The organism is Streptantibioticus rubrisoli, assembly GCF_024436055.1.
In the GTDB taxonomy this organism is placed as follows: domain Bacteria; phylum Actinomycetota; class Actinomycetes; order Streptomycetales; family Streptomycetaceae; genus Streptantibioticus_A; species Streptantibioticus_A rubrisoli.
Map to the genome: position 1 here is coordinate 48579 of NZ_JANFNH010000010.1, position 20969 is coordinate 69547.

At 70.3% G+C, this 20969-nt stretch carries 21 protein-coding genes; 8 read left to right on the forward strand and 13 right to left on the reverse strand.

Features of this window, described 5'->3' with window-relative positions:
• Nucleotides 1-39: 39 nt before the first annotated feature.
• The 4 genes from NON19_RS12680 to NON19_RS12695 form a co-directional block, all read right to left on the reverse strand.
• Nucleotides 40-1575: a glycoside hydrolase family 3 protein gene (locus tag NON19_RS12680; RefSeq protein ID WP_255927427.1), complete on the reverse strand. Its 1536-nt coding sequence runs from the start codon at nt 1573-1575 to the stop codon at nt 40-42.
• Nucleotides 1572-2399: a carbohydrate ABC transporter permease gene (locus NON19_RS12685; RefSeq protein ID WP_255927429.1), complete on the reverse strand. Its 828-nt coding sequence runs from the start codon at nt 2397-2399 to the stop codon at nt 1572-1574. The genes NON19_RS12680 and NON19_RS12685 overlap by 4 nt, the downstream gene beginning before the upstream one ends.
• Nucleotides 2396-3382, reverse strand: a complete 987-nt coding sequence (locus NON19_RS12690; RefSeq protein WP_255927431.1) for a carbohydrate ABC transporter permease — start codon at nt 3380-3382, stop codon at nt 2396-2398. Before NON19_RS12690 ends, NON19_RS12685 begins: the two co-directional genes overlap by 4 nt.
• Nucleotides 3383-3464: 82 nt before the next feature.
• Nucleotides 3465-4751, reverse strand: coding sequence for an extracellular solute-binding protein (locus tag NON19_RS12695; protein ID WP_255927433.1), 1287 nt, complete (start codon nt 4749-4751; stop codon nt 3465-3467).
• A gap of 256 nt (nt 4752-5007) precedes the next feature.
• Between NON19_RS12695 and NON19_RS12700 the strand changes: the two genes are divergently transcribed.
• From NON19_RS12700 to NON19_RS12725, 6 genes are all read left to right on the forward strand, one after another.
• A complete protein-coding gene (locus tag NON19_RS12700; RefSeq protein WP_255927592.1) occupies nt 5008-5799 on the forward strand; it encodes a GntR family transcriptional regulator in 792 nt (263 codons plus the stop codon).
• 265 nt (nt 5800-6064) lie between these two features.
• Entirely contained in the window at nt 6065-6328 is a 264-nt protein-coding gene (locus tag NON19_RS12705) for a DUF3311 domain-containing protein (protein WP_255927434.1), read from the forward strand.
• Entirely contained in the window at nt 6325-7983 is a 1659-nt protein-coding gene (mctP, locus tag NON19_RS12710; protein WP_255927435.1) for a monocarboxylate uptake permease MctP, read from the forward strand. The genes NON19_RS12705 and mctP overlap by 4 nt, the downstream gene beginning before the upstream one ends.
• Nucleotides 7984-8053: 70 nt before the next feature.
• Nucleotides 8054-8554 (forward strand): GNAT family N-acetyltransferase, encoded by a 501-nt coding sequence (locus NON19_RS12715; protein WP_255927436.1) that lies wholly within the window; start codon nt 8054-8056, stop codon nt 8552-8554.
• Nucleotides 8555-8942: 388 nt separating this feature from the next.
• Complete coding sequence (locus tag NON19_RS12720; RefSeq protein WP_255927437.1) at nt 8943-11306, forward strand: ribonucleoside-diphosphate reductase subunit alpha; 2364 nt, start codon at nt 8943-8945, stop codon at nt 11304-11306.
• Nucleotides 11306-12325, forward strand: coding sequence for a ribonucleotide-diphosphate reductase subunit beta (locus NON19_RS12725; RefSeq protein WP_255927438.1), 1020 nt, complete (start codon nt 11306-11308; stop codon nt 12323-12325). The genes NON19_RS12720 and NON19_RS12725 overlap by 1 nt, the downstream gene beginning before the upstream one ends.
• A 26-nt stretch (nt 12326-12351) precedes the next feature.
• Here the strand turns inward: NON19_RS12725 and NON19_RS12730 are convergent, their stop codons facing one another.
• The 9 genes from NON19_RS12730 to NON19_RS12770 all read right to left on the reverse strand — a co-directional run bounded on the left by NON19_RS12730 (nt 12352) and on the right by NON19_RS12770 (nt 18612).
• On the reverse strand, nt 12352-12945 hold the full coding sequence (locus NON19_RS12730) for a hypothetical protein (protein ID WP_255927439.1): 594 nt from the start codon (nt 12943-12945) through the stop codon (nt 12352-12354).
• A gap of 25 nt (nt 12946-12970) precedes the next feature.
• Nucleotides 12971-13477, reverse strand: a complete 507-nt coding sequence (locus NON19_RS12735; protein WP_255927440.1) for an RNA polymerase sigma factor — start codon at nt 13475-13477, stop codon at nt 12971-12973.
• 149 nt (nt 13478-13626) lie between these two features.
• Nucleotides 13627-14253: a peptide deformylase gene (gene def / locus NON19_RS12740; protein ID WP_255927441.1), complete on the reverse strand. Its 627-nt coding sequence runs from the start codon at nt 14251-14253 to the stop codon at nt 13627-13629.
• A gap of 87 nt (nt 14254-14340) precedes the next feature.
• Entirely contained in the window at nt 14341-15339 is a 999-nt protein-coding gene (locus tag NON19_RS12745; protein ID WP_255927443.1) for a tetratricopeptide repeat protein, read from the reverse strand.
• Between the two features lie 103 nt (nt 15340-15442).
• Nucleotides 15443-15658 (reverse strand): biotin/lipoyl-binding carrier protein, encoded by a 216-nt coding sequence (locus tag NON19_RS12750; RefSeq protein WP_255927445.1) that lies wholly within the window; start codon nt 15656-15658, stop codon nt 15443-15445.
• 185 nt (nt 15659-15843) lie between these two features.
• Nucleotides 15844-16191: a mycothiol system anti-sigma-R factor gene (gene rsrA, locus NON19_RS12755; RefSeq protein ID WP_255927447.1), complete on the reverse strand. Its 348-nt coding sequence runs from the start codon at nt 16189-16191 to the stop codon at nt 15844-15846.
• Nucleotides 16188-17042 (reverse strand): sigma-70 family RNA polymerase sigma factor, encoded by an 855-nt coding sequence (locus tag NON19_RS12760; protein ID WP_255927449.1) that lies wholly within the window; start codon nt 17040-17042, stop codon nt 16188-16190. The genes rsrA and NON19_RS12760 overlap by 4 nt, the downstream gene beginning before the upstream one ends.
• 116 nt (nt 17043-17158) lie before the next feature.
• Nucleotides 17159-17800, reverse strand: coding sequence for an alpha/beta hydrolase family protein (locus tag NON19_RS12765; protein WP_255927451.1), 642 nt, complete (start codon nt 17798-17800; stop codon nt 17159-17161).
• Nucleotides 17797-18612 (reverse strand): SOS response-associated peptidase, encoded by an 816-nt coding sequence (locus NON19_RS12770; protein ID WP_255927453.1) that lies wholly within the window; start codon nt 18610-18612, stop codon nt 17797-17799. Before NON19_RS12770 ends, NON19_RS12765 begins: the two co-directional genes overlap by 4 nt.
• Nucleotides 18613-18746: 134 nt before the next feature.
• On the opposite strand from NON19_RS12770, the gene NON19_RS12775 reads away from it, so the two are divergent.
• Both NON19_RS12775 and aroA read left to right on the forward strand, forming a co-directional pair.
• Nucleotides 18747-19472: a M50 family metallopeptidase gene (locus NON19_RS12775; protein ID WP_255927455.1), complete on the forward strand. Its 726-nt coding sequence runs from the start codon at nt 18747-18749 to the stop codon at nt 19470-19472.
• Between the two features lie 129 nt (nt 19473-19601).
• Entirely contained in the window at nt 19602-20963 is a 1362-nt protein-coding gene (gene aroA, locus NON19_RS12780) for a 3-phosphoshikimate 1-carboxyvinyltransferase (protein WP_255927457.1), read from the forward strand.
• Nucleotides 20964-20969 lie beyond the last annotated feature (6 nt).

A 20969-nucleotide genomic window follows, 5' to 3' on the forward strand; every position in this document is an offset into this window, starting at 1 on the left:
GAGCCTCCAGGCTGCTTGGTTTTCGTGTTCGCGGCTGCGTCAGCGCCCAGCGCCGTTGCCGACGATGACCTCCGCGGCTGCTCGCCCGCACACGCGGGCCGCACCATGGGTCGCGATGTGCAGCGCGCCGGTCGGCGGGGCCTGCGGCACGCCCATCTCGACCACCACCGAGTCCGGCCGGGCGGCCACCAGGCATGCCAGCGCGTCGGCCATCCACCGGTGGCGGTGCACGTCACGAACCACGATGACGATCCTACGGTCCGCCGCTGAGTGCAGCACATTTGCCACCAACGCGGGCAGACCGTGCGCCGCCGCGTCGGACTCGCGGTACGTACCGGTCTCGGTGCCCGGCAGCAGCCGCCGCAGCTCGGCCGCGACGCCCCACGGCGTCTCGTCACCGACCGCGATGTTGGCCACCGGGGTGAACGCCGCCGTGAACACCGCGCCTTCGGGCGCCCGGTAGGGGGCGAGCCGGGTCACCCGCAGCGCCCGCCGGGCGGCGACGAGCCCGATGCCGGGGTGCCGGTCGCCACGGTCCCGCACCGCGCCCGACCGCGTACCGACCCACTCCCCCAGCGCCCGTACCCGTGCCGCGGCGTCGGCGAGCCGTTCCTCGGGCAGTTCGCCGGAGCGCACCGCCCGTACCAGCGCGTCCCGCAGCCGCAGTACCGTCTCCTCGTCGGCGAGGTTGCCGCCCACGCAGATCGCGTCGGCGCCCGCGGCCAGCGCCAGTACCGTGCCGCGTTCGATGCCGTAGGTGGCGGTGATGGCGCGCATCTCCACCGCGTCGGTGGCGATGACCCCCTGGTAGCCGAGGCCGCCCTGGGATTCGGGCGCCCGCAGCAGTCCGGTGAGCGCGGCGGGGCTGAGCGTGGCGGGCAGCGCCCGGTCGACGGCCGGGAGCAGGATGTGCGCGCTCATCACGGCCTTGGTCCCGGCGGCCAGCGCGGCCCGGAACGGCACCAGTTCACGGGCGTACAGCGTGTTCAGGTCGGCGTCGATGCGCGGCAGGTCGTGGTGCGAGTCGACGGCGGTGTCGCCGTGGCCGGGGAAGTGCTTGGTGCAGGCGGCCACCCCGGACTGCTGCAGTCCCTCGACGTAGGCGGCGGTGTGCCGGGCCACCAGTTCGGGGTCGGCGCCGAAGGACCGTACCCCGATGACCGGGTTGTCGGGATTGGAGTTGACGTCGGCGGACGGTGCCCAGTTGAGGTTGACACCACACTCCCTCAGCCGGTGTCCCAGCTCCCGGGCGACGGCACGGGTCAGCTCCGGGTCGTCCACCGCGCCCAGGGCGTGGTTGCCGGGGAAGGAGGAGCCGGTGCGGGATTCCAGCCGGGTGACGTCGCCGCCCTCCTCGTCGGCGGCGACGATCAGCTGCGGGGAGCGGGCCGTCAACCGGGCGGTGAGCGTGGCGAGTTGCTCCGGTGACTCGATGTTCCGGGCGAACAGCGCGACCGAGCCGAGCCCCTCGTCCAGCCGCCGCAGCAGCCAGTCCGGGGCGGTGGTGCCGGTGAAACCGGGCTGGAGCACGCCGAGCGCGTCACGCGTCACGGTGTCCGTTGTCAGCATGGTCATCCCTTCACCGCCCCTGCGGTCAGTCCGCCGACGGCCTTGCGCTGGAGGATCAGGAACACGATCACCACGGGGACGGTGAAAAGGGTGGAGGCGGCCATCGTGGCGCCCCAGTCGTCACCGAAGTTGGTCTGGAACTGGGTGAGCCACAGCGGCAGGGTCTGACCGCTCTGCTTGTTGAGGATGAGCACCAGCGGGAACTCGTTCCACGCGGTGATGAAGCCGAACAGCGAGGTGGCCATCAGCCCGGGGGCGAGCAGCGGGAAGACCACGCGGCCGAACGCCTGGACGCGGGTGCAGCCGTCGACCAGGGCCGACTCCTCCAACTCCTTGGGCACCGCGGCGATGAAGCCGCGCAGCGTCCAGATGGTGAAGGGCAGCACCATCATCATGTAGAAGAGGGTCAGCGGAAGCAGGCTGTTGAGCTGGTCCTGGTCGCGGACGATCATGTAGACGGAGATCGTCATGACCTCCCAGGGCGCCATCTGCGCCACCATCACCACCAGCACGAACGCCTTGCGCCCCCGGAACCGCATGCGGGCGAGCGCGAACGACGCCAGCAGCGCGATCGCCAGGGAGAGCAGCACCGCGCCGAGCGTGACGGTGAAGCTGTTGCGCACCAGGGTCCAAAAGCCGCTGGCGTGCACCGCCTTGTCGAAGTGGGCGAGGGTGCCGTGGAGCGGGACGAAGTCCGGGGTCCTGCTGATGATGTCGATGTCCGGTTTGAAGGCCGTGGTCGCCATCCAGTAGACGGGGAAGACGAAGAACACGAACAGCAGGACGGCGACGGCGTTGGGCCACACGCGTCCCAGGAGCGAGCGCCTCACAGGTCGTCCTCCTGCTTCAGAATGATCCGGAAGTAATAGGACATCAGCGCCAGCAGGATCAGGATGGTGAGAGTGGAGATCGCCGCGCCCACGCCGTAGTGCTGGTTGCCGACCCCTTCGATGAAGGCGTAGACCGGCAGGGTCTCGGTGGAGCCCGCGGGTCCGCCCGCGTTGAGCGCGTAGACCTGGGTGAAGGCCTTGAAGACCCAGATGATCTCCAGGAAGGTCGTGCTCAGGAAGAACGGCCGCAGGATCGGGAAGGTCACCGAGCGGAAGGTGCGCCAGGCCGTCGCCCCGTCCATCCGGGCCGCCTCGAACAGCTCCGCGGAGATCGTGGTCAACCCGGCGTAGAGGTTGAGCGCGACGAACGGAACGGACTGCCAGACGATCATCACGGTGATGACGGAGAAGGTGGAGAACTGCCCACCGAACCAGTTGTACCCGGCCATCGCGTGCCAACCGAGCTTGGCCAGGCCCCAGTTGACGACTCCGTACTGCGAGTCGAACAGCCACTGGTAGACCGTCGTCCCGGCGACGAAGGGCATCGCCCAGGCGAGGATCAGCCCCAGTGACAGCAGCAGCCGCATCCGCTTGCCCAGCCGGTTCAGCAGCAGACCGACCAGTGTGCCGCCCGCCATGATCAGCGCCACGTTGGCGGCGGTGAACAGCACCGAGCGGAAGGCGGTGTGCCAGAAGGCCGAACTGGTCAGCTGGTCGGTGTAGTTGCCGAACCCGGTCCACTCGGTGGTGTGTTGGATCAGCTGGAAGGCGTTGAGGTTCTGGAACGAGATGAGCAGGTTGCGCAGCAGCGGATAGGCCAGCAGGGCGGCGGTCGCCAGCAGTGCCGGGAGGATCAGCAGGTACGGGGCGCCGCGCGCGGCCAGCCCGCCCGCGGTCCGCCCGCGGTCCGCGGGCGGTGGCGGGGTCGGCGGTGTGCTCCCGCTGGGGGGACGTGTTCGCGTCCCGGTCGACTGCGCACCCATGCTGTGGTGTTCCTCCCCGCTGCTGCCCTGGCGCCCTGGGGTACGGACGGGGCCGCCGGTGCGGCGGCCCCGCGCGTACCGCTTACTGCTTCTGGCTGAGCCGCTTGTTGATCTCGGCGTCGGCCTGCTTGGCGGCGGCCGAGGGGTCCTGGCCCTGGAGCACACCGGTCATGAAGATGGTGGAGATCGGGTTGGGCTTGTTCTCCACGTTCCCCCAGGCGGGGATCAGCGGGGTGGTGCCGCCGTTCGCCGCGGCGGTGGAGGCGGCGGTGGCGAACGGGTTGCCGGCCAGGTTGGAGTCGAGCGAGGTCTTGTTGGGGATCACTCCGCCCTCCTTGGCCAGTTCGCCCTCGAACTGGTCGGACAGCGCCAGCTTCAGGAAGTCCTTGGCCAGCTCCGGGTTCTTGCTGGCCTGTGAGACGGCCAGGTTGGAGCCGCCGAGGAAGACCCTGGCGGGCTTGTCGGCGGTCCTGCCCGGGATCGGGAAGTAGCCGATCTCGTCCTTCAGCTGCGGGTTCTTGGCGATCGCGCCAGCCGCCTCCCAGCCGAAGCCGATGAACGCCCCGACGTCGCCCTTGGCGAACACGTCGGACTGCTGCGGGGTCGCCTCGTCCTTGTCCTTGGGCGCGGTGCCGTAGGAGTTGAGCTTCTTGTAGAGGTTGACGGCCGCGGCGGCTTGTGGCGAGTCGAGGTTGGAGACATAGGAGTCGCCGTTCTTCCTCACCAGGTCCGCGCCCGCGTCCAGCAGGAACCCGTCGAAGGAGTACCAGTCCTGGCCCGGTGCGTAGAGGGCGTCCTGGGTGCCCTTGGCCTTGATGGCGTCGAGATCCTTGAAGAGGTCGTCCTGGGTCCTGGGGGTGTCCTTGATCCCGGCGTCGGCCCAGATCTTCTTGTTGTAGACGACGACCCGGTTGGAGAAGTACCAGGGGGCGGCGAACTGCTTGCCCTGGTAGACGGCGGAGGCGTTCATCGCCGGGGTCCAGTCGTTGCCGCCGAGGGCCGCCTTGTCGCCGGTGAGGTCCATCAGGCCGCCGGTGGCCGCGTAGTACGGGGTCTGGGTGTTGCCGACCTCGACGACGTCCGGCGGGGTGTCCTCGGACAGGGCGGTGGTCAGCTTCTGCTGGATGCCGTTCCACTGCTGGACCTGAACGCTGAGCTTGGCGCCGGGGTATTTCTTCTCGAAGGCGGCCGTGATGTCCTTGGTCCAACCGGGCGGGTTGGAGCCGCTCATCAACCAGACGGTGAGGGTCTTGCCCTTGAAGTCCCCCGGACCCGACGCCTTGTCACTCTTACCGGAACCGCACGCGGCGACCGACACGGCCATGACCGTGGCACCCAATACGGCTATCGCCGCCCTGCGCTTGCGCATCACGCCACCCTCCTGAAGGTGCCAGAGACTCGCCCCTGGTCTTTAATGGTTTAGACCAGTACCGGGGAGCTTGGCCTAGACCTTTAGGGGTGTCAAGGGTGTATAAGAGCGGCTGTCGAGTCCGTTACCGGACCGACACCTGACCTACGACGTCCGCTTACCGCTACGTGCACGGCGCACGCCGTGCCACGATGTGAGCCGCTATTGGACGGAGGAGCCGGTGACGGCAGCCGAGAAGGAGTCGGGAGCACAGCGCATGAAGACCGACGGGGACGCCGCGGCGACCGCCACGGATGCGTCTCAGACGCCGGAGAACGCGGCGGCGTCCGGTACACGCACGGCGCGCGTGCCGAAGTACTACCGCCTCAAGCGGCACTTGCTCGACCTCACCCAGACCATGCCGCCCGGCACCCCCGTACCGCCGGAGCGCACACTGGCCGCGGAGTTCGACACCTCACGCACCACGGTCCGCCAGGCGCTCCAGGAACTCGTCGTCGAAGGCCGTCTGGAGCGCATCCAGGGCAAGGGCACGTTCGTCGCCAAGCCCAAGGTCGCCCAGGTGCTGCAACTCACCTCGTACACCGAGGACATGCGGGCGCAGGGGCTGGAGCCCGCCTCCCAACTGCTGGACATCGGCTATGTGGCGGCCGACGACCGGCTGGCCGGGCTGCTCGACATAAAGACGGGCGGCCGGGTGCTGCGCATCGAGCGGCTGCGGCTGGCCAACGGTGAGCCGATGGCGATCGAGACCACCCATCTGTCCGCCAAGCGCTTCCCGCAGCTCCGCCGCAACCTGGCCAAACACACCTCGCTCTACACGGCGTTGGCCGAGGTCTACGACGTGCGGCTGGCGGAGGCTGAGGAGACCATCGAGACCTCGTTGGCCACCCCGCGCGAGGCGGGTCTGCTCGGCACCGACGTCGGCCTGCCGATGCTGCTGCTCTCCCGGCACTCCATCGACACCGCCGGTGAACCGGTCGAATGGGTCCGCTCCGTCTACCGCGGCGACCGCTACAAGTTCGTAGCCCGCCTCCAACGCCCCAGCTGACGCCTGGGGCAGGGATCGTTCGGGGCAAGCCCCCAACCCGCCCTGCCCCGGCAGGCGACCCCAGAGCCACAACCCCAAAGCGGGGTCCAGGGGCGCAGCCCCGGCACAGCGGGAGGCCGGGGCGCAGCCCCGGAACGCACCCCTCACCCCGCGGCGGCGAGCCGTGGCTGACTCGATATGCGGCCGGGTAGTGACTACTACCCGGCCGTGGCCTAGATTGCCTGCTCACTACCGGTAGACGCGTCGAAATCGGGGAGCCGCAGTCATGTCAGAACCGCCGCCGAAGTCCCAACCGGTCATCACCACCTCCCGGGTGGTGGCGGCGGTCTGCCTGATTCTCCCGTTCGTCGCCACGCTGTGGGTCAGCTCGTACGCCCGGCCGACCCCGGCCTTCATCGGGATCCCGTTCTTCTACTGGTACCAGATGGCCTGGGTGGTGATCTCCACCGGTCTCACATCGATCGCCTACGTGCTGATCCGGCGCGAGGAGCGCGCGCGGCGGGCCGAGGATTCGGAGGGGGCGGCATGAAGCACGGGGTCAACGGGGTGGCGCTCACCGTCTTCGTCGTCTTCTTCCTGCTGGTCACCGTGCTCGGCTTCCTCGCCGCCCGCTGGCGGCGCGCCGAGAACGCCCTGCACCTGGACGAATGGGGGCTCGGCGGACGCAGCTTCGGTACCTGGATCACCTGGTTCCTGCTGGGCGGTGACCTCTACACCGCCTACACGTTCGTCGCGGTTCCGGCGGCGGTCTATGCCGCGGGCGCCTCCGGGTTCTTCGCGGTGCCGTACACCATCCTCGTCTACCCGATGATCTTCTGCTTCCTGCCCCGGCTGTGGTCGGTCGCCAGGAGCCGCGGCTACGTGACGCCGTCGGACTTCGTCAGGGGGCGCTACGGATCGCGGGGCCTGTCGCTGGCGGTGGCGGTGACCGGCATCCTCGCCACGATGCCGTACATCGCCCTGCAACTGGTCGGCATCCAGGCGGTGTTGGACGTGATGGGAGTCGGCGGCGGCGCGTCCACCAACTGGTTCGTCAAGGATCTTCCGCTACTGATCGCCTTCGCGGTACTGGCCGCGTACACCTACTCCTCCGGGCTGCGCGCGCCCGCGCTGATCGCGTTCGTCAAGGACGCGCTGATCTACATCGTCATCGCGGTGGCCATCATCTACATCCCGATTCGACTGGGCGGTTTCCAGCACATCTTCCACTCGGCGAGCCAGGCGTACGCCAAGGTCAACCCGGCGACCGGAAAGCCGCGCGGTGAATTGGTGAGCAGCGCCAAGAACCAGTGGGCCTACGCCACGTTGGCGCTGGGCTCCGCGCTCGCGTTGTTCATGTATCCGCACTCGATCACCGCCACCCTCTCCAGCCGCAGCCGCAACGTGGTGCGCCGCAACACCACCATCCTGCCGCTGTACTCGGTGATGCTGGGGTTGCTGGCGATGCTCGGCTTCATGGCGATCGCCGACGGGGTGGGCAAGGGAGTCAAGGGCTACAACGCCCAGTTGGCCATTCCGCAGCTGTTCTCCAACATGTTCCCGTCGTGGTTCGCGGGGCTGTCCTTCGCGGCGATCGGAATCGGCGCGCTGGTTCCCGCGGCGATCATGTCCATCGCCGCCGCGAACCTTTTCACCCGCAATGTGTACAAGGATTTCCTGCGGCCGAACGCCACCCCCGAGCAGGAGACCAGGGTCTCCAAACTGGTCTCGCTGGTGGTCAAGGTCGGGGCGCTGGTCTTCGTGCTCACCATGGACAAGACGGTGGCCATCAACTTCCAGTTGCTGGGCGGCATCTGGATCCTGCAGACCTTCCCGGCGATCGTCGCGGGCCTTTACACCCGGTGGTTCCACCGCTGGGCGCTGCTGGCGGGCTGGCTGGTCGGCATGGCGTACGGGACGTGGGCGGCGTGGACGGTGGCCAGCCCGACCCAGGCGCACTTCGGGGGCAGTTCCAAGCTGATCCCGGGCATCGGGCAGATCGGCTACATCGGCTTGACCGCGTTCGTGCTGAACGTGGCGGTCGCGGTCGTGCTCACCGTCGCGTTCAAGGCCCTGGGCACACCCGACGGGGTGGATGAGACCGCCCCGTCGGACTACACGGCCGAGGGGCCGCGGCCCGCGGCACGGGAGCAACTGCCCCCGCACGGCGACGAGTTGCCACCGGTGCCCACCGGCGGACATTAGGGAGCCGGGGGGCAAAGCCCCAACTCCCCCGTCGCGGCGGATTGTCGGACCCCTGCGGCACACTGCCAGCATGGACATCATCATCCGCCCCGCCCGCCCCGAGGAACTGGACACCGTGGGCGAACTCACCGCCCGCACCTACGTTGACGAGGGCCTGCTGGCCCGAGGCGCCGACAGCCCCTACGTGGCCGTGCTGCGTGACGCCCGGCACCGGGCCGAGCACGCCGAGGTCCTGGTGGCCGTGGACGCGGTGAGCGACGAGGTGCTGGGCTCCGTGGCGTTCGCCGCACCCGGCACCGAGTACGCGGAGTTGGCGCTGCCCGGCGAGGGCGAGTTCCGGATGCTCGTGGTGGCGCCCACCGCGCGACGGCGGGGCGCCGCCGAGCAGTTGGTGCGCGCGTGCCTGGACCGGGCGCGGGAGTTGGGGCTGCGACGGGTCGTCATATCCAGCGGCCAGAAAATGACCGCCGCCCACCGGCTGTACGGCAGGCTCGGCTTCCGGCGCACCCCGGAGCGGGACTGGGAAGTGGGGCCCGGCGCCGTGCTGTGGACGTTCGCGGTGGAACTGTAGCCACTTTGGCGCCGGAACTCCAGTTCCATTTTCCTGCCTCCCGACACAACATCTAGGGGCGGCTCGGGCATGCGGCACTAGATGTATGCTCGTCACCGCTGTCGCCACAGGGGAAGCGAGGGGGTACCGCCCACGCCCTTAAGGCGTGGGGGAGTGAGTCCGGGACTGCCCCGCAACGGTGTGCGGGTGCCCAGGCGTACCCGTGAGTCCGACGACCTGCCGACGGCGCACCCTCCGGACTGCCCGGAGACGGTGCTGTGTTGTCCGGGCCTCGCGGGTTGGGCCGGCGGACGCGATACGGGGTGCCCCTGGCCGGTCTCGGTGCGGGCTGCCCGTGCGCGCCCGCGCTCCTCCCGCGTCGCCGCCGCTACGAGGGAGAGAGACCACCGTGACCATCGCGCCCGCAGACCCCGAGTCAGCCATCGCCTCTGGCTCGGAGGCCGAACCAGGCACGGAACTGCTCCGGGTCCTCACGGAGTTGACCGCCGATCTCCCGGACACCGCTCCCGGACGGGTGGCCGCCGCCGCCCTGCGCGGACGGCATGCCGGTTCCGACGAGGCGGAGCTGCGCGCGCTGGCCACCGAGGCGGCCGCCGGGCTGATCTCCGAGGACCCGCAGTACAGCCGTCTGGCGGCCCGGCTGTTGGCCCGGGCGATCACCGAGGAGGCGGCTGGCCAGGGGGTGACCACGTTCACCGAGTCGATCGCCACCGGCCACCGCGAGGGCCTGATCGCCGACGGCACCGCCGCGTTCGTCCGCGCCCACGCCGATCGCCTCGACGCGCTGGTCGACCCCGAAGGCGACGACCGCTTCGGCTACTTCGGGCTGCGCACCCTGCACAGCCGCTACCTGCTGCGGCACCCCATCACCCGGCAGGTCATCGAGACCCCGCAGCACTTCATGCTCCGCGTCGCCTGCGGTCTGGCGGAGAACGAGTCGCCAGGCGCACTGGACGAGGTCGCCTCGCTCTACCGGCTGATGAGCCGCCTGGACTACCTGCCCAGCTCACCGACGCTGTTCAACTCCGGTACCCGGCACCCCCAGATGTCGTCCTGCTACCTGCTGGACTCCCCGCTGGACGAGCTGGACTCGATCTACGAGCGCTACCACCAGGTCGCCCGGCTGTCCAAGCACGCGGGCGGCATCGGGCTGCCGTACTCCCGCATCCGCTCCCGTGGTTCGCTGATCCGCGGCACCAACGGGCACTCCAACGGCATCGTGCCGTTCCTGCGCACCCTCGACGCCTCGGTCGCCGCGGTCAACCAGGGCGGCCGTCGCAAGGGCGCGGCCTGTGTCTACCTGGAGACCTGGCACGCGGACATCGAGGAGTTCCTGGAGCTGCGGGACAACACCGGTGAGGACGCCCGCCGTACCCACAACCTCAACCTCGCGCACTGGATCCCGGACGAGTTCATGCGCCGGGTCGAGGCGGACGCCGAGTGGTCGCTGTTCTCCCCCTCCGACGTGCCCGACCTGGTCGACCTGTGGGGCGAGGAGTTCGACGCCGCGTACCGCGAGGCCGAGGCGGCGGGACGCTTCGTCAAGCGGGTACCGGCGCGCCAGCTGTACGCCCGGATGATGCGCACGCTCGCGCAGACCGGCAACGGCTGGATGACGTTCAAGGACGCCTCCAACCGCACCGCCAACCAGACCGCCGAGCCGGGCCGGGTGGTGCACTCGTCCAACCTGTGCACCGAGATCCTGGAGGTGACCGACGACGGCGAGACCGCGGTGTGCAACCTCGGCTCGGTCAACCTGGCTGCCCACCTGGGCACCGACGGCGCGATGGACTGGGAGCGGCTGGACGCCACCGTGCGGACCGCGGTGACCTTCCTGGACCGGGTGGTGGACATCAACTTCTACCCGACCGAGCAGGCCGCCGCCTCCAACCAGCGCTGGCGCCCGGTGGGGTTGGGCGTGATGGGCCTGCAGGACGTGTTCTTCGCGCTGCGGCTGCCGTTCGACTCCGCGGAGGCCAAGGAGCTGTCCACCCGGATCGCCGAGCGGATCATGCTCGCCGCCTACGAGCAGTCCTGCGCGCTGGCCGAGCGGCACGGCCCGCACCCGGCCTGGTCCGAGACCCGCGCCGCCCGCGGGGTGCTGCACCCCGACCACTACGACACCACCGAGCACTGGCCGCGGCGCTGGGCCGAGCTGCGCGCCCGGATGGCCCGCTCCGGCATGCGCAACTCGCTGCTGCTGGCCATCGCGCCGACCGCGACCATCGCCTCGATCGCGGGTGTCTACGAGTGCATCGAGCCGCAGGTCTCCAACCTGTTCAAGCGCGAGACGCTCAGCGGGGAGTTCCTCCAGGTCAACTCCTACCTGGTGGCCGACCTGAAGAAGCTCGGCGTGTGGGACGCCGCCACCCGTGAGGCGCTGCGGGAGTCCAACGGCTCGGTGCAGGAGCTCAGTTGGCTGCCCGAGGACGTACGGTCGCTGTACCGCACCGCCTGGGAGATCCCGCAGCGTGCGCTGATCGACATGGCCGCGGCGCGTACCGCGTACCTGGACCAGAGCCAGTCGCTCAACCTGTTCATGGCGTCGCCCACCATCGGCAAGCTCAGCTCGATGTACGCCTACGCCTGGAAGCAGGGCCTGAAGACCACGTACTACCTGCGCTCACGCCCGGCGACCAGGATCGCCCGCGCCGCGTCCGGCGCCGCGCAGAGCGTCCCCGCCCAGCCGACCGCCGAGGAAGCGGTCGCCTGCTCCCTGGAAAACCCCGAGTCCTGCGAGGCCTGCCAGTAATGCCTGACGAGAACAAGCCGAAGAACCTGCTCGACCCGGGCTTCGAACTCACCCTGCGCCCCATGCGCTACCCGGACTTCTACGAGCACTACCGCAACGCGATCAAGAACACCTGGCACGTGGAGGAGGTCGACCTCCACTCCGACGTGGCGGACCTGGCCAAACTCTCCCCGGGGGAGCAGCACCTGATCAGCCGCCTGGTGGCGTTCTTCGCCACCGGTGACTCGATCGTCGCCAACAACCTGGTGCTGACGCTCTACAAGCACATCAACTCCCCCGAGGCACGGCTGTACCTGTCGCGCCAGCTGTTCGAGGAGGCGGTGCACGTCCAGTTCTATCTGACCCTGCTGGACACCTACCTGCCGGACCACGACGACCGGGCGGCGGCCTTCGCAGCGGTGGAGAACATCCCGTCGATCCGCGAGAAGGCGCAGTTCTGCTTCAAGTGGATGGACTCGGTCGAGCAGATCGACCGGCTGCGCACCAAGGAGGAGCGCCGCCGCTTCCTGCTCAACCTGATCTGCTTCGCGGCCTGCATCGAGGGCCTGTTCTTCTACGGCGCCTTCGCCTACGTCTACTGGTTCCGCTCCCGCGGCCTGCTGCACGGCCTGGCGACCGGCACCAACTGGGTGTTCCGCGACGAGTCGATGCACATGGACTTCGCCTTCCAGGTGGTGGACACCGTCCGGGAGGAGGAGCCGGACCTGTTCGACGAGGACATGGGCAAGCAGGTCACCGCGATGCTGGAGGAGGCGGTGGAGGCCGAGCTGCAGTTCGCCCGCGACCTGTGTGGGGACGGTCTGCCGGGGATGAACACCGAGTCCATGCGCGAGTACCTGCAGGCCGTCGCCGACCAGCGACTGGCCCGGTTGGGCCTGCCGGTCCGCTACGGCTCGCAGAACCCGTTCTCCTTCATGGAGTTGCAGAACGTCCAGGAGCTGACGAACTTCTTCGAGCGCCGTGCCTCCGCCTACCAGATGGCGGTGGAGGGCTCGGTGTCGTTCGACGACGAGTTCTGATCCCTCGCTGCGAGGCCCGTGTCCGGTCAGCGGACGCGGGCCTCGTTCGGGGTGCAGGCGCGGATGTCGGTGGTGTTGCGGGTGCGAACTCCCGGCAGCCAGCCGCGCGTTCCCTCCGGTGTGCTCACCAGGTACCAGCGGGTGGACGTGATGCCGCTCTCGTCCTGTACCAGGGTGCCGTCGATGATCACGCAGATCGCGGCCAGCCGGTCACCGTGCCAGACCTTGCCCGCCGAGTTGGCGGCGGAGGCGTAGGGCGCGTAGGGGTCGCGGGCCAGCCGCAGCGCGCACTCCATGGTGCGCAGCGGCTCGCAGGGCGTCTCCGCGTTGTAGACGGTCAGCGTCGCCGCCGGTGCCGGTACGGCGGGCGGCGACTGTCCCGAGCGCTCCAACCACCAGGCGCCCACGGCGATCAGCGCGACGGCCGCCACGATCGCCGCCGCCGACACGGCCGCGTACCACGCCCGCCGCCGCTGCCCGGGTTGGCGGGCAGGTGCCGTGGTGGGCGGTGTACTGACCCGCTCCCACAGCCCGGCGGGCGGGACGATCTCCTGGTCCGCGGCGCGCAGGCGGTCCCGTAACGCCGCCGCGATGTCGTCGTGCGCTGTGTTGCGGCCCATGGTCCTCCCGCCCTTCCGGGGCTCACTACTGGTGGTCTGCCAGCAGGCGCCGCAGTTTGTCCAACGCCCGCGCGCGGGACCGGGAGACGGTCCCGCGGTGCAGCTTCAGCGCCTCGGCCGCCTGGTCAATGGTGTACCCGTCCAGGTCGATGAGTATGACGACGCCCGCCTGCCGAACCGACAACCGGCCCAGCAGGCGCACCGCTTCGAGCTCGGCGGCGCGCTCCTCGAACCCACCGTCCCAGCCCTCGGCGCACGGCTCCCTCGGCTCGGCCACCAGCACCTGCTTGCTGCCGCGCCGGTAGCCGTCGCGCACCACGCTCACCAGCGTGCTGAACGCGTAGGCGTACGGCTCCGGATGCGCTAGGAGCCGCTGTGGCTTGCCCACCAGCTTGAGGTACGCCTCGTGGACCGCGTCCTCGGCCGCGTGCGACCCGGTCAACAGCACCGCCCTGCGGTACAGCCGGGGCAGCAGCGCGCAGAAGACCTCGTCGAACGACGACCGTAACTCCTCGTCGGGGCAACTGGTCATGGGCTGCGCATCCCCCAGATCCGTGCGGCCATGACCGCCGCTCCTCGCGAGTCGCCTCACCGCCGCGGTCGCGAAAAAGCTAGCCGGTTCACCTGCCCCTGACGTGCGGGTGAACCACGGATCACCCCATTGGGTGGCGGCCGTACCCGTCAGTCGTTGGGCACCGTCGCGTACTTGGGGGTGCCCTCGGCCATCTGCCGCAGCACGTCCTTGCGTTCGCGCTTGGAGAGGCGGTCGATGTAGAGGTAGCCGTTGAGGTGGTCGGTCTCGTGCTGGAGGCAGCGGGCGAAGTAGCCGGAGCCCTGCACGGCGATCGGGTTGCCGTGCATGTCCTGGCCGCGCACCACCGCGTAGTCGGGGCGGGCCAGCTCCATGTAGGCGCCGGGGACGGACAGGCAGCCCTCGTTGGAGTCGTCCAACACCCGCCGCTCCGCGGGGAGTTCGTCGAGCACCGGGTTGACCACATGGCCGACGTGCCGCACACCGTCGTCGTCCGGGCAGTCGTAGACGAAGACCCGCTGGTCCACGCCGATCTGGTTGGCGGCGAGGCCGACGCCCTCGGCGGCCCGCTGGCTGGCGAACATGTCGTCGATGAGCGCGGCGAGCTTGTCGTCGAACTCGGTCACCGTCTGGCACGGCTTGTGCAGCACGGGGTTGCCGACCACGGTGATCGGCCGTACCGTGCCGCGCTCGCGGTGAGCCGCTTCCCGGGCCTCGGCGTCCGTGGTGTCGTCGATGAACTCCGACCGCTGCTCGGCCTGGTCCTGCTGGGTCATGGTCTGCGGTGCGCCTTCCTGGTCCTGACGGTTCTGCCAGTCAAGGGTACGGTCACCCGTACGGGCCGGCGGGTCCGCGCCACGTGATCAGCAGACCTCTTCCAGATCGCGCCAGTCCCGGGTGTCCGGACTGTCCGCCACCCAGCTCTCCAGCAGGCCGCGCACCAGCCCCGCCGGGGCGGCGATCCCGCACTCGCGCTCCGGCACCCACAGCGCCCCCGGGCTGCGGTGCGACAGATGGCCGGGATGGCCGGGTTCGCCCTTGTCGTGCGGGTCACGGGAGGCGTCGGAGCCGTCGTCGGTGGGCATCCTGCTCTCCGAGCAGGTGCGGCACAGCAGCCGTACCGAGGACGACCAGTCCTCCGCCGCGTACCCGGCGTCGGCGGCCAATCGTTCCAGCGCGTCCCGGTCGGCCTCGGTGGCCGCCTCCAGCAGCACCAGCCAGGTCGGCACCGGGGACGGCGCCCACAGCTCGATCTCGTCGAAGACCGGGAACGCCCCGCCGTCGGCGGCCACCCGCTCGCCGTGCGGTACGCCGTCGTGCAGCACCACCTCGCCCCAGCGCCGCCCGGAGGACGGCAGCGGGATGCTCAGCACCTCCAGCCGGGCCGGATCCAGCCTGCGGCCCCACACGACCTCCGCCTCGCCCTCCGGCGACAGCCGCACGGCGGCGCTGCCCAGCTCCATCCGCACCGGCGCCTCGGAGGACGGGGAGGACGCCGCCGAGGACTGGGCGGCGGGCATCCGCAGGCCGTAGGCCTGCCAGGCGCGGCGGGCCAGCGGCCAGTCCTGCAGGGCGGTGGCGGCGATGCCGATGTTCCACCAGTCGGGGGCACCGGAGTCACGGTCCAGCAGTGCCACGGCGCGCAGTCCGGCGGCGCGCGCCTGCTCCCAGTCGTGCCGGAACTTGTGCAGCAGGGCCAGGTTGTACCAGGACTCCGGTAGCCACGGTTCCAGGTCGGCGGCGCGGGTGAGCAACGCGCCCGCGTCCTCGTAACGCCCGTCGTCGATCAGCGTGAACGCGCGGTCGGTGGCCTGCCGCCACGTGGCGGAGGGCCGGTGCCGCACTCTGCCGAAGATCCTCACGATTCCCGCCTGCCGGTTGCTCGTCCTGCTACTCACTGGGGTTCGGTGACGCCGAAGGGGTGGGCCGTCCGCGCTCGGCGTTGACGGGGTCAGCCGTCGTGCGTCACACGATCACGGCCAGTACGTCGCCTTCCTGCACCACATCGCCTTCGGCCACCTTGACCTCGGCGACCACGCCCGCCGTCTCGGCGAGCACCGGAATCTCCATCTTCATCGACTCCAGGACCAGCACGGTGTCCCCCTCCGCCACATCGTCGCCTTCCTCAGCGACAACCTGCCATACATTCGCCACCATTTCCGCCTGGATTTCGACGGCCACCACTCCTCCTCGCCCCGCCCCTACCCTCCCCGTGAGCGCATCCAACCACGTTGCCGTGACAGGCCGCTCATTACCGGCGAGTTCATCCCAGGGCAGCGCACAACGGGCGCGGTCCGCCCTCGGCCCGGGGCACCGGGCATCGAGGGCCGACCGCGCCCGTTGCGGGGGTGCGGTGAGCCGGACGGCTATGAAGTGGTCTGCGGGCGGCCCTGATCGGGCTCGACGGCCTTCGCCGACGAGGGTGACTCCACCGGCGCCTCGGTGACCGGGCCGATCTCGCCGGAGCGGATCAACTCGATCCGGGTGAGCACCTTCGAGCGCAGGTCGCCGGGCACGTCGTCATGCCCGCAGCACCGCTTGACCAGCTTCTTCACGGCCTGCTCCAAGCCGTACTTCTCCAGGCACGGATGGCACTCTCCGAAGTGCTCCTCCAGCTTGTGCCGGTCCCCCTCGGACATCTCGCTGTCGAGGTACTCGTAGAGGTGGTCCAACACCTCGGAGCAGTCCGTCTCGTGCGGGTTGCCGCAGCTCATGTATCCGAGCCTTTCCGATCGTGCGACTCCCCCGCCACAGTGCCCGCACCGGCAGGCACGAGCCCGCGCTCGCGCGCGTAGTCCTCCAGCAGACCGCGCAGTTGGCGCCGTCCGCGGTGCAACCGGGACATCACCGTGCCGATGGGAGTACCCATGATGTGGGCGATCTCCTTGTAGGCAAAGCCCTCTACATCAGCCAGGTACACCGCGATCCGAAACTCCTCCGGGATCGACTGCAGCGCGGCCTTCACATCCGAGTCCGGCAGGTGGTCCAGTGCCTGCGACTCGGCGGAGCGCAGCCCGGTGGACATGTGCGACTCGGCACGGGCGAGCTGCCAGTCCTCGATCTCCTCCGTGGCGCTGCGCTGTGGCTCACGCTGCTTCTTGCGGTAGGAGTTGATGAAGGTGTTGGTGAGGATGCGGTAGAGCCAGGCCTTCAGATTGGTGCCCTCACGGAACTGGTGGAACGACGCGTACGCCTTGGCGTACGTCTCCTGCACCAGATCCTCGGCGTCGGCCGCGTTGCGGGTCATGCGCAGCGCGGCGGAGTACATCTGGTCGAGGAAGGCAAGCGCGTCTCGCTCGAAGCGCGCGTTGCGCTCGCCGGGCGACTCGGAAAGCGCCTGCGGCTCAGCGGAACGCGGCTGCGGCTGATCGTCCGACGTGCCGTTCTCGGTCCCTGCGACCGGACCCACCTCCTCCGCCACCGTGGCGATGCGCTGGACGGCATCGTCCGATTCGGAGAATATCTCGGACCCAACCAGGCCGCCGGACGCGCCCCCGTCGGTCGTCCACTGTGGCCAGGACAGGTACGGGGCCTCCGCGCGGGCCTGGCATACGACTGAACCCATTCGGCAGCCTTCCTCATCGACGTTCACGTCGACTCGGTCAACACGGGGGGTGCGCCCGTCATTCCCCCCTTGCCCGAATCCGGCCGTGGACCGGGGCTTCGGGGCACACCCGGAGGTCACCGGAGCCAGTTGACGACCGCCGAGGTGAGGAGCTCCAACGCCTCCTCCTGGCCGCAGGGCGCCCGCTTCGGGACCGCGAAACCGTGGTCGCCGTAAGGGACTTCGACGGGAGCGACGTCCGGCGGGAACTCCTCGGGGTGGCCGAACGGGTCGCGTCCGCCCTGGACGACCAGTACCGGAACCTTGACGGCGAGCAGCTCGTCCGCCCGGGACCGGTCGTGCCTGCCCGGCGGATGCAGCGGAAAGGACAGCGCCAGCACCGCCTTCGCCCCCAGGCCGTCCGCCGTACGGCAGGCCACCCGCGCCCCGGCACTGCGCCCGCCCGCGACCACCGGCAGGCCGGGCCGGGTCAGCGCGGGCCACAGTGCCCGCCAGGCGGTGTCCAGGGTGCCGGGCGCGGGCGCCACCTTCTTGCCCGCCACCCGCCAGGGCTGCTCCACGAGGGCGACGGTGACCCCGTGCGGTGGCAGTGCGGCGGCCAGCGCCCGCAGGTCGCGGGCCTCGATGCCGCCTCCGGCGCCGTGGCCCAGGGCCAGCACGGTGTGCGGGCGGGCGGCGGGGTGCCAGGTGACGCGGGCGTCGCCGACCGGCGTGGCGACCAGCTCACAGGTGCTCGTCGAGGTGCTCGAAACGTTCAAAACAACGTCTCCTCTTCCGGGGCGGGCAGCGGCTCCAGCAGCTCCGGTCCGTTGTTGCGGACGTTGCTGACCGCGGTGGTCACCGGATATGCCCGCATCATCCCAGGCGGCGGAGGCGCCAGCAGCTCACGCAGCACCTCCGTGTCGCTGACCGCCGGGTCGAGCCAGGCGTCCCACCGCTCCGGCGGCAGCGCCAGCGGCATCCGCGGGTGGATGTCGGCCAGCGACCTCGGTCCACCGGCGCTGACCTGCGCCAACGGCGTGGTCTCCGCCGCCGTGGTGACCACCGTGCAGGTCACCCACCACGCCCGTGGATGGTCGTCGGGCAGGGTGCGGTCCCGCCAGAACTCGTACAGCCCCGCCATCGCCAGCACCGAGCCGTCGGCCGGGGTGACGAAGTAGGGCTGCTTGCGCGGCCGCTTGCGCAGCCCCTTCTCCTCCAGCTGGCGCTCCTGGCTGCCGGTGACCCACTCGAAGTAGCCGTCCGCGGGCAGCAGACAGCGCCGGGCCGCGAAGGCGCCGCGGAACGAGGGCTTCTCGTGCACGGTCTCGGCCCGCGCGTTGATCAACTTCGCCGCGCCGTCCGGGGACTTGGCCCAAGACGGTACGAGCCCCCAGCGCAGCGCCCTGAGTTGGCGTACCGGAACCGGTGACGAGGAACCCTTCTCCGGCCGCTCCAGCACCGCGTGGACGGTGTCGGTCGGCGCGATGTTGTAGTTGGGTTCCAGCGCCTCGGTCGTCTCCCACTTGCGCACGTCGAAGATCCCCACCAGGTCTTCGGGTTTACGGCTCGCCGCGTATCGCCCGCACATGAGTGCAACACTGCCACGGATCCCACCCGTCGCCCGCCGCCACCCTCAGTCGAAGGCGCTGGGCGCCCCTATAGTCGAAGGCCCGCCGCCCGTTCCGGAACCAGCCGGGCGGCGCCGCGCGTCGCAGGGGAACGATGGACATCAAGAGCATCACCGACGTATGGGACCGGGTCATCGGCACCCAGCCCGACCCGCCGATGTGGCTGGTCTGGCTGACCGGGGTGATCGCCCTGGCCGCGGTCATACCGCACAACGTGTGGCACGTCACACGCAACGCCGTGACCATCGCGCACGAGGGCGGCCACGGCCTGGTGGCCCTGCTCATGGGCCGCCGCCTGGAGGGCATCCAGCTGCACTCGGACACCTCCGGCCTGACCGTCTCCCGTGGCAAGCCGCACGGCCTCGGCATGGTGTTCACCGCCGCCGCGGGCTACACGGCGCCTTCGCTGCTGGGGCTCGGCGGCGCCTGGCTGCTGGCGGCCGGGCACATAACGGCACTGCTGTGGGGGGCGGTGGCGCTGCTGGCGGCGATGCTGGTGATGATCAGGAACGCCTACGGGGTGCTGACGGTGCTGCTCGCCGGCGGCGCGTTCTTCCTGGTCTCCTGGCTGACCGGGGCCGCCACGCAGGCGGCGTTCGGGTATCTGGTGGTGTGGTTCCTGCTGCTGGGCGGGGTGCGGCCGGTGTTCGAACTACAGGGCAAGCGGCGGCGCGGAGGAGCGCCCGACTCCGACGCGGACCAGTTGGCCCGGCTGACCCAGGTACCGGCCGCGATGTGGCTGGTGCTGTTCCACGCGGTGGCGCTGTGCTCGCTGATCGGCGGCGGGCGCTGGCTACTGGGGATGGGATCCGGCTGGTGACCGGCGTCACCCGGTGCCGCACGCAGCGGGTCATGCTCCCGTAGGCTCATACCAAGTCTCTGTTTCACCCAGATTTCGGCCGATCTGATCAAGATCCTCCCCTTCGGGCAGCCACTAGAGTTGCTTCCCATGACCGGTATTCCCGCGGACACCGCCCACTGGCCCGCACCGACCGCATCCGGCGCAGTCGACGCGAACGTCACCGTGCCCGGATCCAAGTCGGTCACCAACCGCGCCCTGGTACTCGCCGCGCTCGCCTCCGAGCCCGGCTGGCTGCGGCGACCGCTGCGCAGCCGGGACACCCTGCTGATGGCGGAGGCACTGCGTGCCCTCGGCGTCGGCATCGAGGAGGTCGTCTCGTCCAGCGCCTCCAGCACCGCAGGGGAGGCCTGGCGGGTCATCCCGGCGGGCCTGCACGGCCCGGCCCGGGTCGACGTCGGCAACGCCGGTACGGTGATGCGCTTCCTGCCGCCGGTGGCGGCGCTGGCCGACGGGCCCGTGACGTTCGACGGCGACCCGCGCAGCCATGAGCGCCCGCTGCACGGTGTGATCGACGCGCTGCGCGCCCTCGGCGCCCGGATCGACGACGAGGGCCGCGGCGCGCTGCCGATGACCGTCCACGGCAGCGGTTCGCTGGCCGGCGGCCGGGTGAACGTGGACGCCTCCTCGTCCTCGCAGTTCATCAGCGCCCTCCTGCTGTCCGCCCCGCGCTTCAACCAGGGCGTGGAGCTGCGGCACACCGGGGCGACCCTGCCGTCGCTGCCGCACATCCGGATGACCGTCGACATGCTGCGGCTGGCCGGGGCCAAGGTGGACTCCCCCGAGGGCGGCGGCGAGCCCAACGTCTGGCGGGTGGACCCCAGCGCGCTGCTCGGCCGGGACCTGACCATCGAGCCCGACCTGTCGAACGCGGCGCCGTTCCTGGCCGCCGCGCTGGTCACCGGCGGCCGGGTGACCGTCCCCGACTGGCCGACGCACACCACCCAGCCCGGAGACGCGCTGCGCGAGATCTTCACCCGGATGGGTGGGAAGTACACCCTGGACGAGCGCGGTCTGACCTTCACCGGCACCGGCCGGATCCAGGGCATCGACGCCGATCTGCACGAGGTCGGCGAGCTGACCCCGGTGATCGCGGCCGTCGCGGCGCTGGCCGACTCCGAGTCGGTACTGCGCGGCATCGCGCACCTGCGGCTGCACGAGACGGACCGACTGGCCGCGCTGGCAAAGGAGTTGAACGAGCTGGGCGGCGACGTCACCGAGACCGAGGACGGTCTGCGGATCCGTCCGCGCACCCTGCGCGGCGGTGTCTTCCACACCTACGAGGATCACCGACTGGCCACCGCCGCGGCGGTGCTCGGCCTGGTGGTCGAGGGCGTGCTGGTGGAGAACGTGGCCACCACCGCCAAGACGCTGCCGGACTTCCCGCAGCTGTGGGCCGGAATGCTCTCGCGCGCCGCCAGCGGCGACGCGCTGGCCGAACAGGGAGCCTGACCCCCG

Bases quoted from the DNA above. Each gene is read 5' to 3' on its own strand.
- NON19_RS12735 (WP_255927440.1), bottom strand. From the start codon at position 13,477: ATGACCAGTTGCCCCGACGAGGAGTTACGGTCGTCGTTCGACGAGGTC.
- NON19_RS12775 (WP_255927455.1), top strand. From the start codon at position 18,747: ATGGACATCAAGAGCATCACCGACGTATGGGACCGGGTCATCGGCACC.
- NON19_RS12705 (WP_255927434.1), top strand. From the start codon at position 6,065: ATGTCAGAACCGCCGCCGAAGTCCCAACCGGTCATCACCACCTCCCGG.
- NON19_RS12690 (WP_255927431.1), bottom strand. From the start codon at position 3,382: ATGGGTGCGCAGTCGACCGGGACGCGAACACGTCCCCCCAGCGGGAGC.
- NON19_RS12725 (WP_255927438.1), top strand. From the start codon at position 11,306: ATGCCTGACGAGAACAAGCCGAAGAACCTGCTCGACCCGGGCTTCGAA.
- def (WP_255927441.1), bottom strand. From the start codon at position 14,253: ATGACCCAGCAGGACCAGGCCGAGCAGCGGTCGGAGTTCATCGACGAC.
- aroA (WP_255927457.1), top strand. From the start codon at position 19,602: ATGACCGGTATTCCCGCGGACACCGCCCACTGGCCCGCACCGACCGCA.
- NON19_RS12700 (WP_255927592.1), top strand. From the start codon at position 5,008: ATGAAGACCGACGGGGACGCCGCGGCGACCGCCACGGATGCGTCTCAG.
- NON19_RS12770 (WP_255927453.1), bottom strand. From the start codon at position 18,612: ATGTGCGGGCGATACGCGGCGAGCCGTAAACCCGAAGACCTGGTGGGG.
- NON19_RS12730 (WP_255927439.1), bottom strand. From the start codon at position 12,945: ATGGGCCGCAACACAGCGCACGACGACATCGCGGCGGCGTTACGGGAC.
- rsrA (WP_255927447.1), bottom strand. From the start codon at position 16,191: ATGAGCTGCGGCAACCCGCACGAGACGGACTGCTCCGAGGTGTTGGAC.
- mctP (WP_255927435.1), top strand. From the start codon at position 6,325: ATGAAGCACGGGGTCAACGGGGTGGCGCTCACCGTCTTCGTCGTCTTC.
- NON19_RS12760 (WP_255927449.1), bottom strand. From the start codon at position 17,042: ATGGGTTCAGTCGTATGCCAGGCCCGCGCGGAGGCCCCGTACCTGTCC.
- NON19_RS12680 (WP_255927427.1), bottom strand. From the start codon at position 1,575: ATGACCATGCTGACAACGGACACCGTGACGCGTGACGCGCTCGGCGTG.
- NON19_RS12695 (WP_255927433.1), bottom strand. From the start codon at position 4,751: ATGCGCAAGCGCAGGGCGGCGATAGCCGTATTGGGTGCCACGGTCATG.
- NON19_RS12715 (WP_255927436.1), top strand. From the start codon at position 8,054: ATGGACATCATCATCCGCCCCGCCCGCCCCGAGGAACTGGACACCGTG.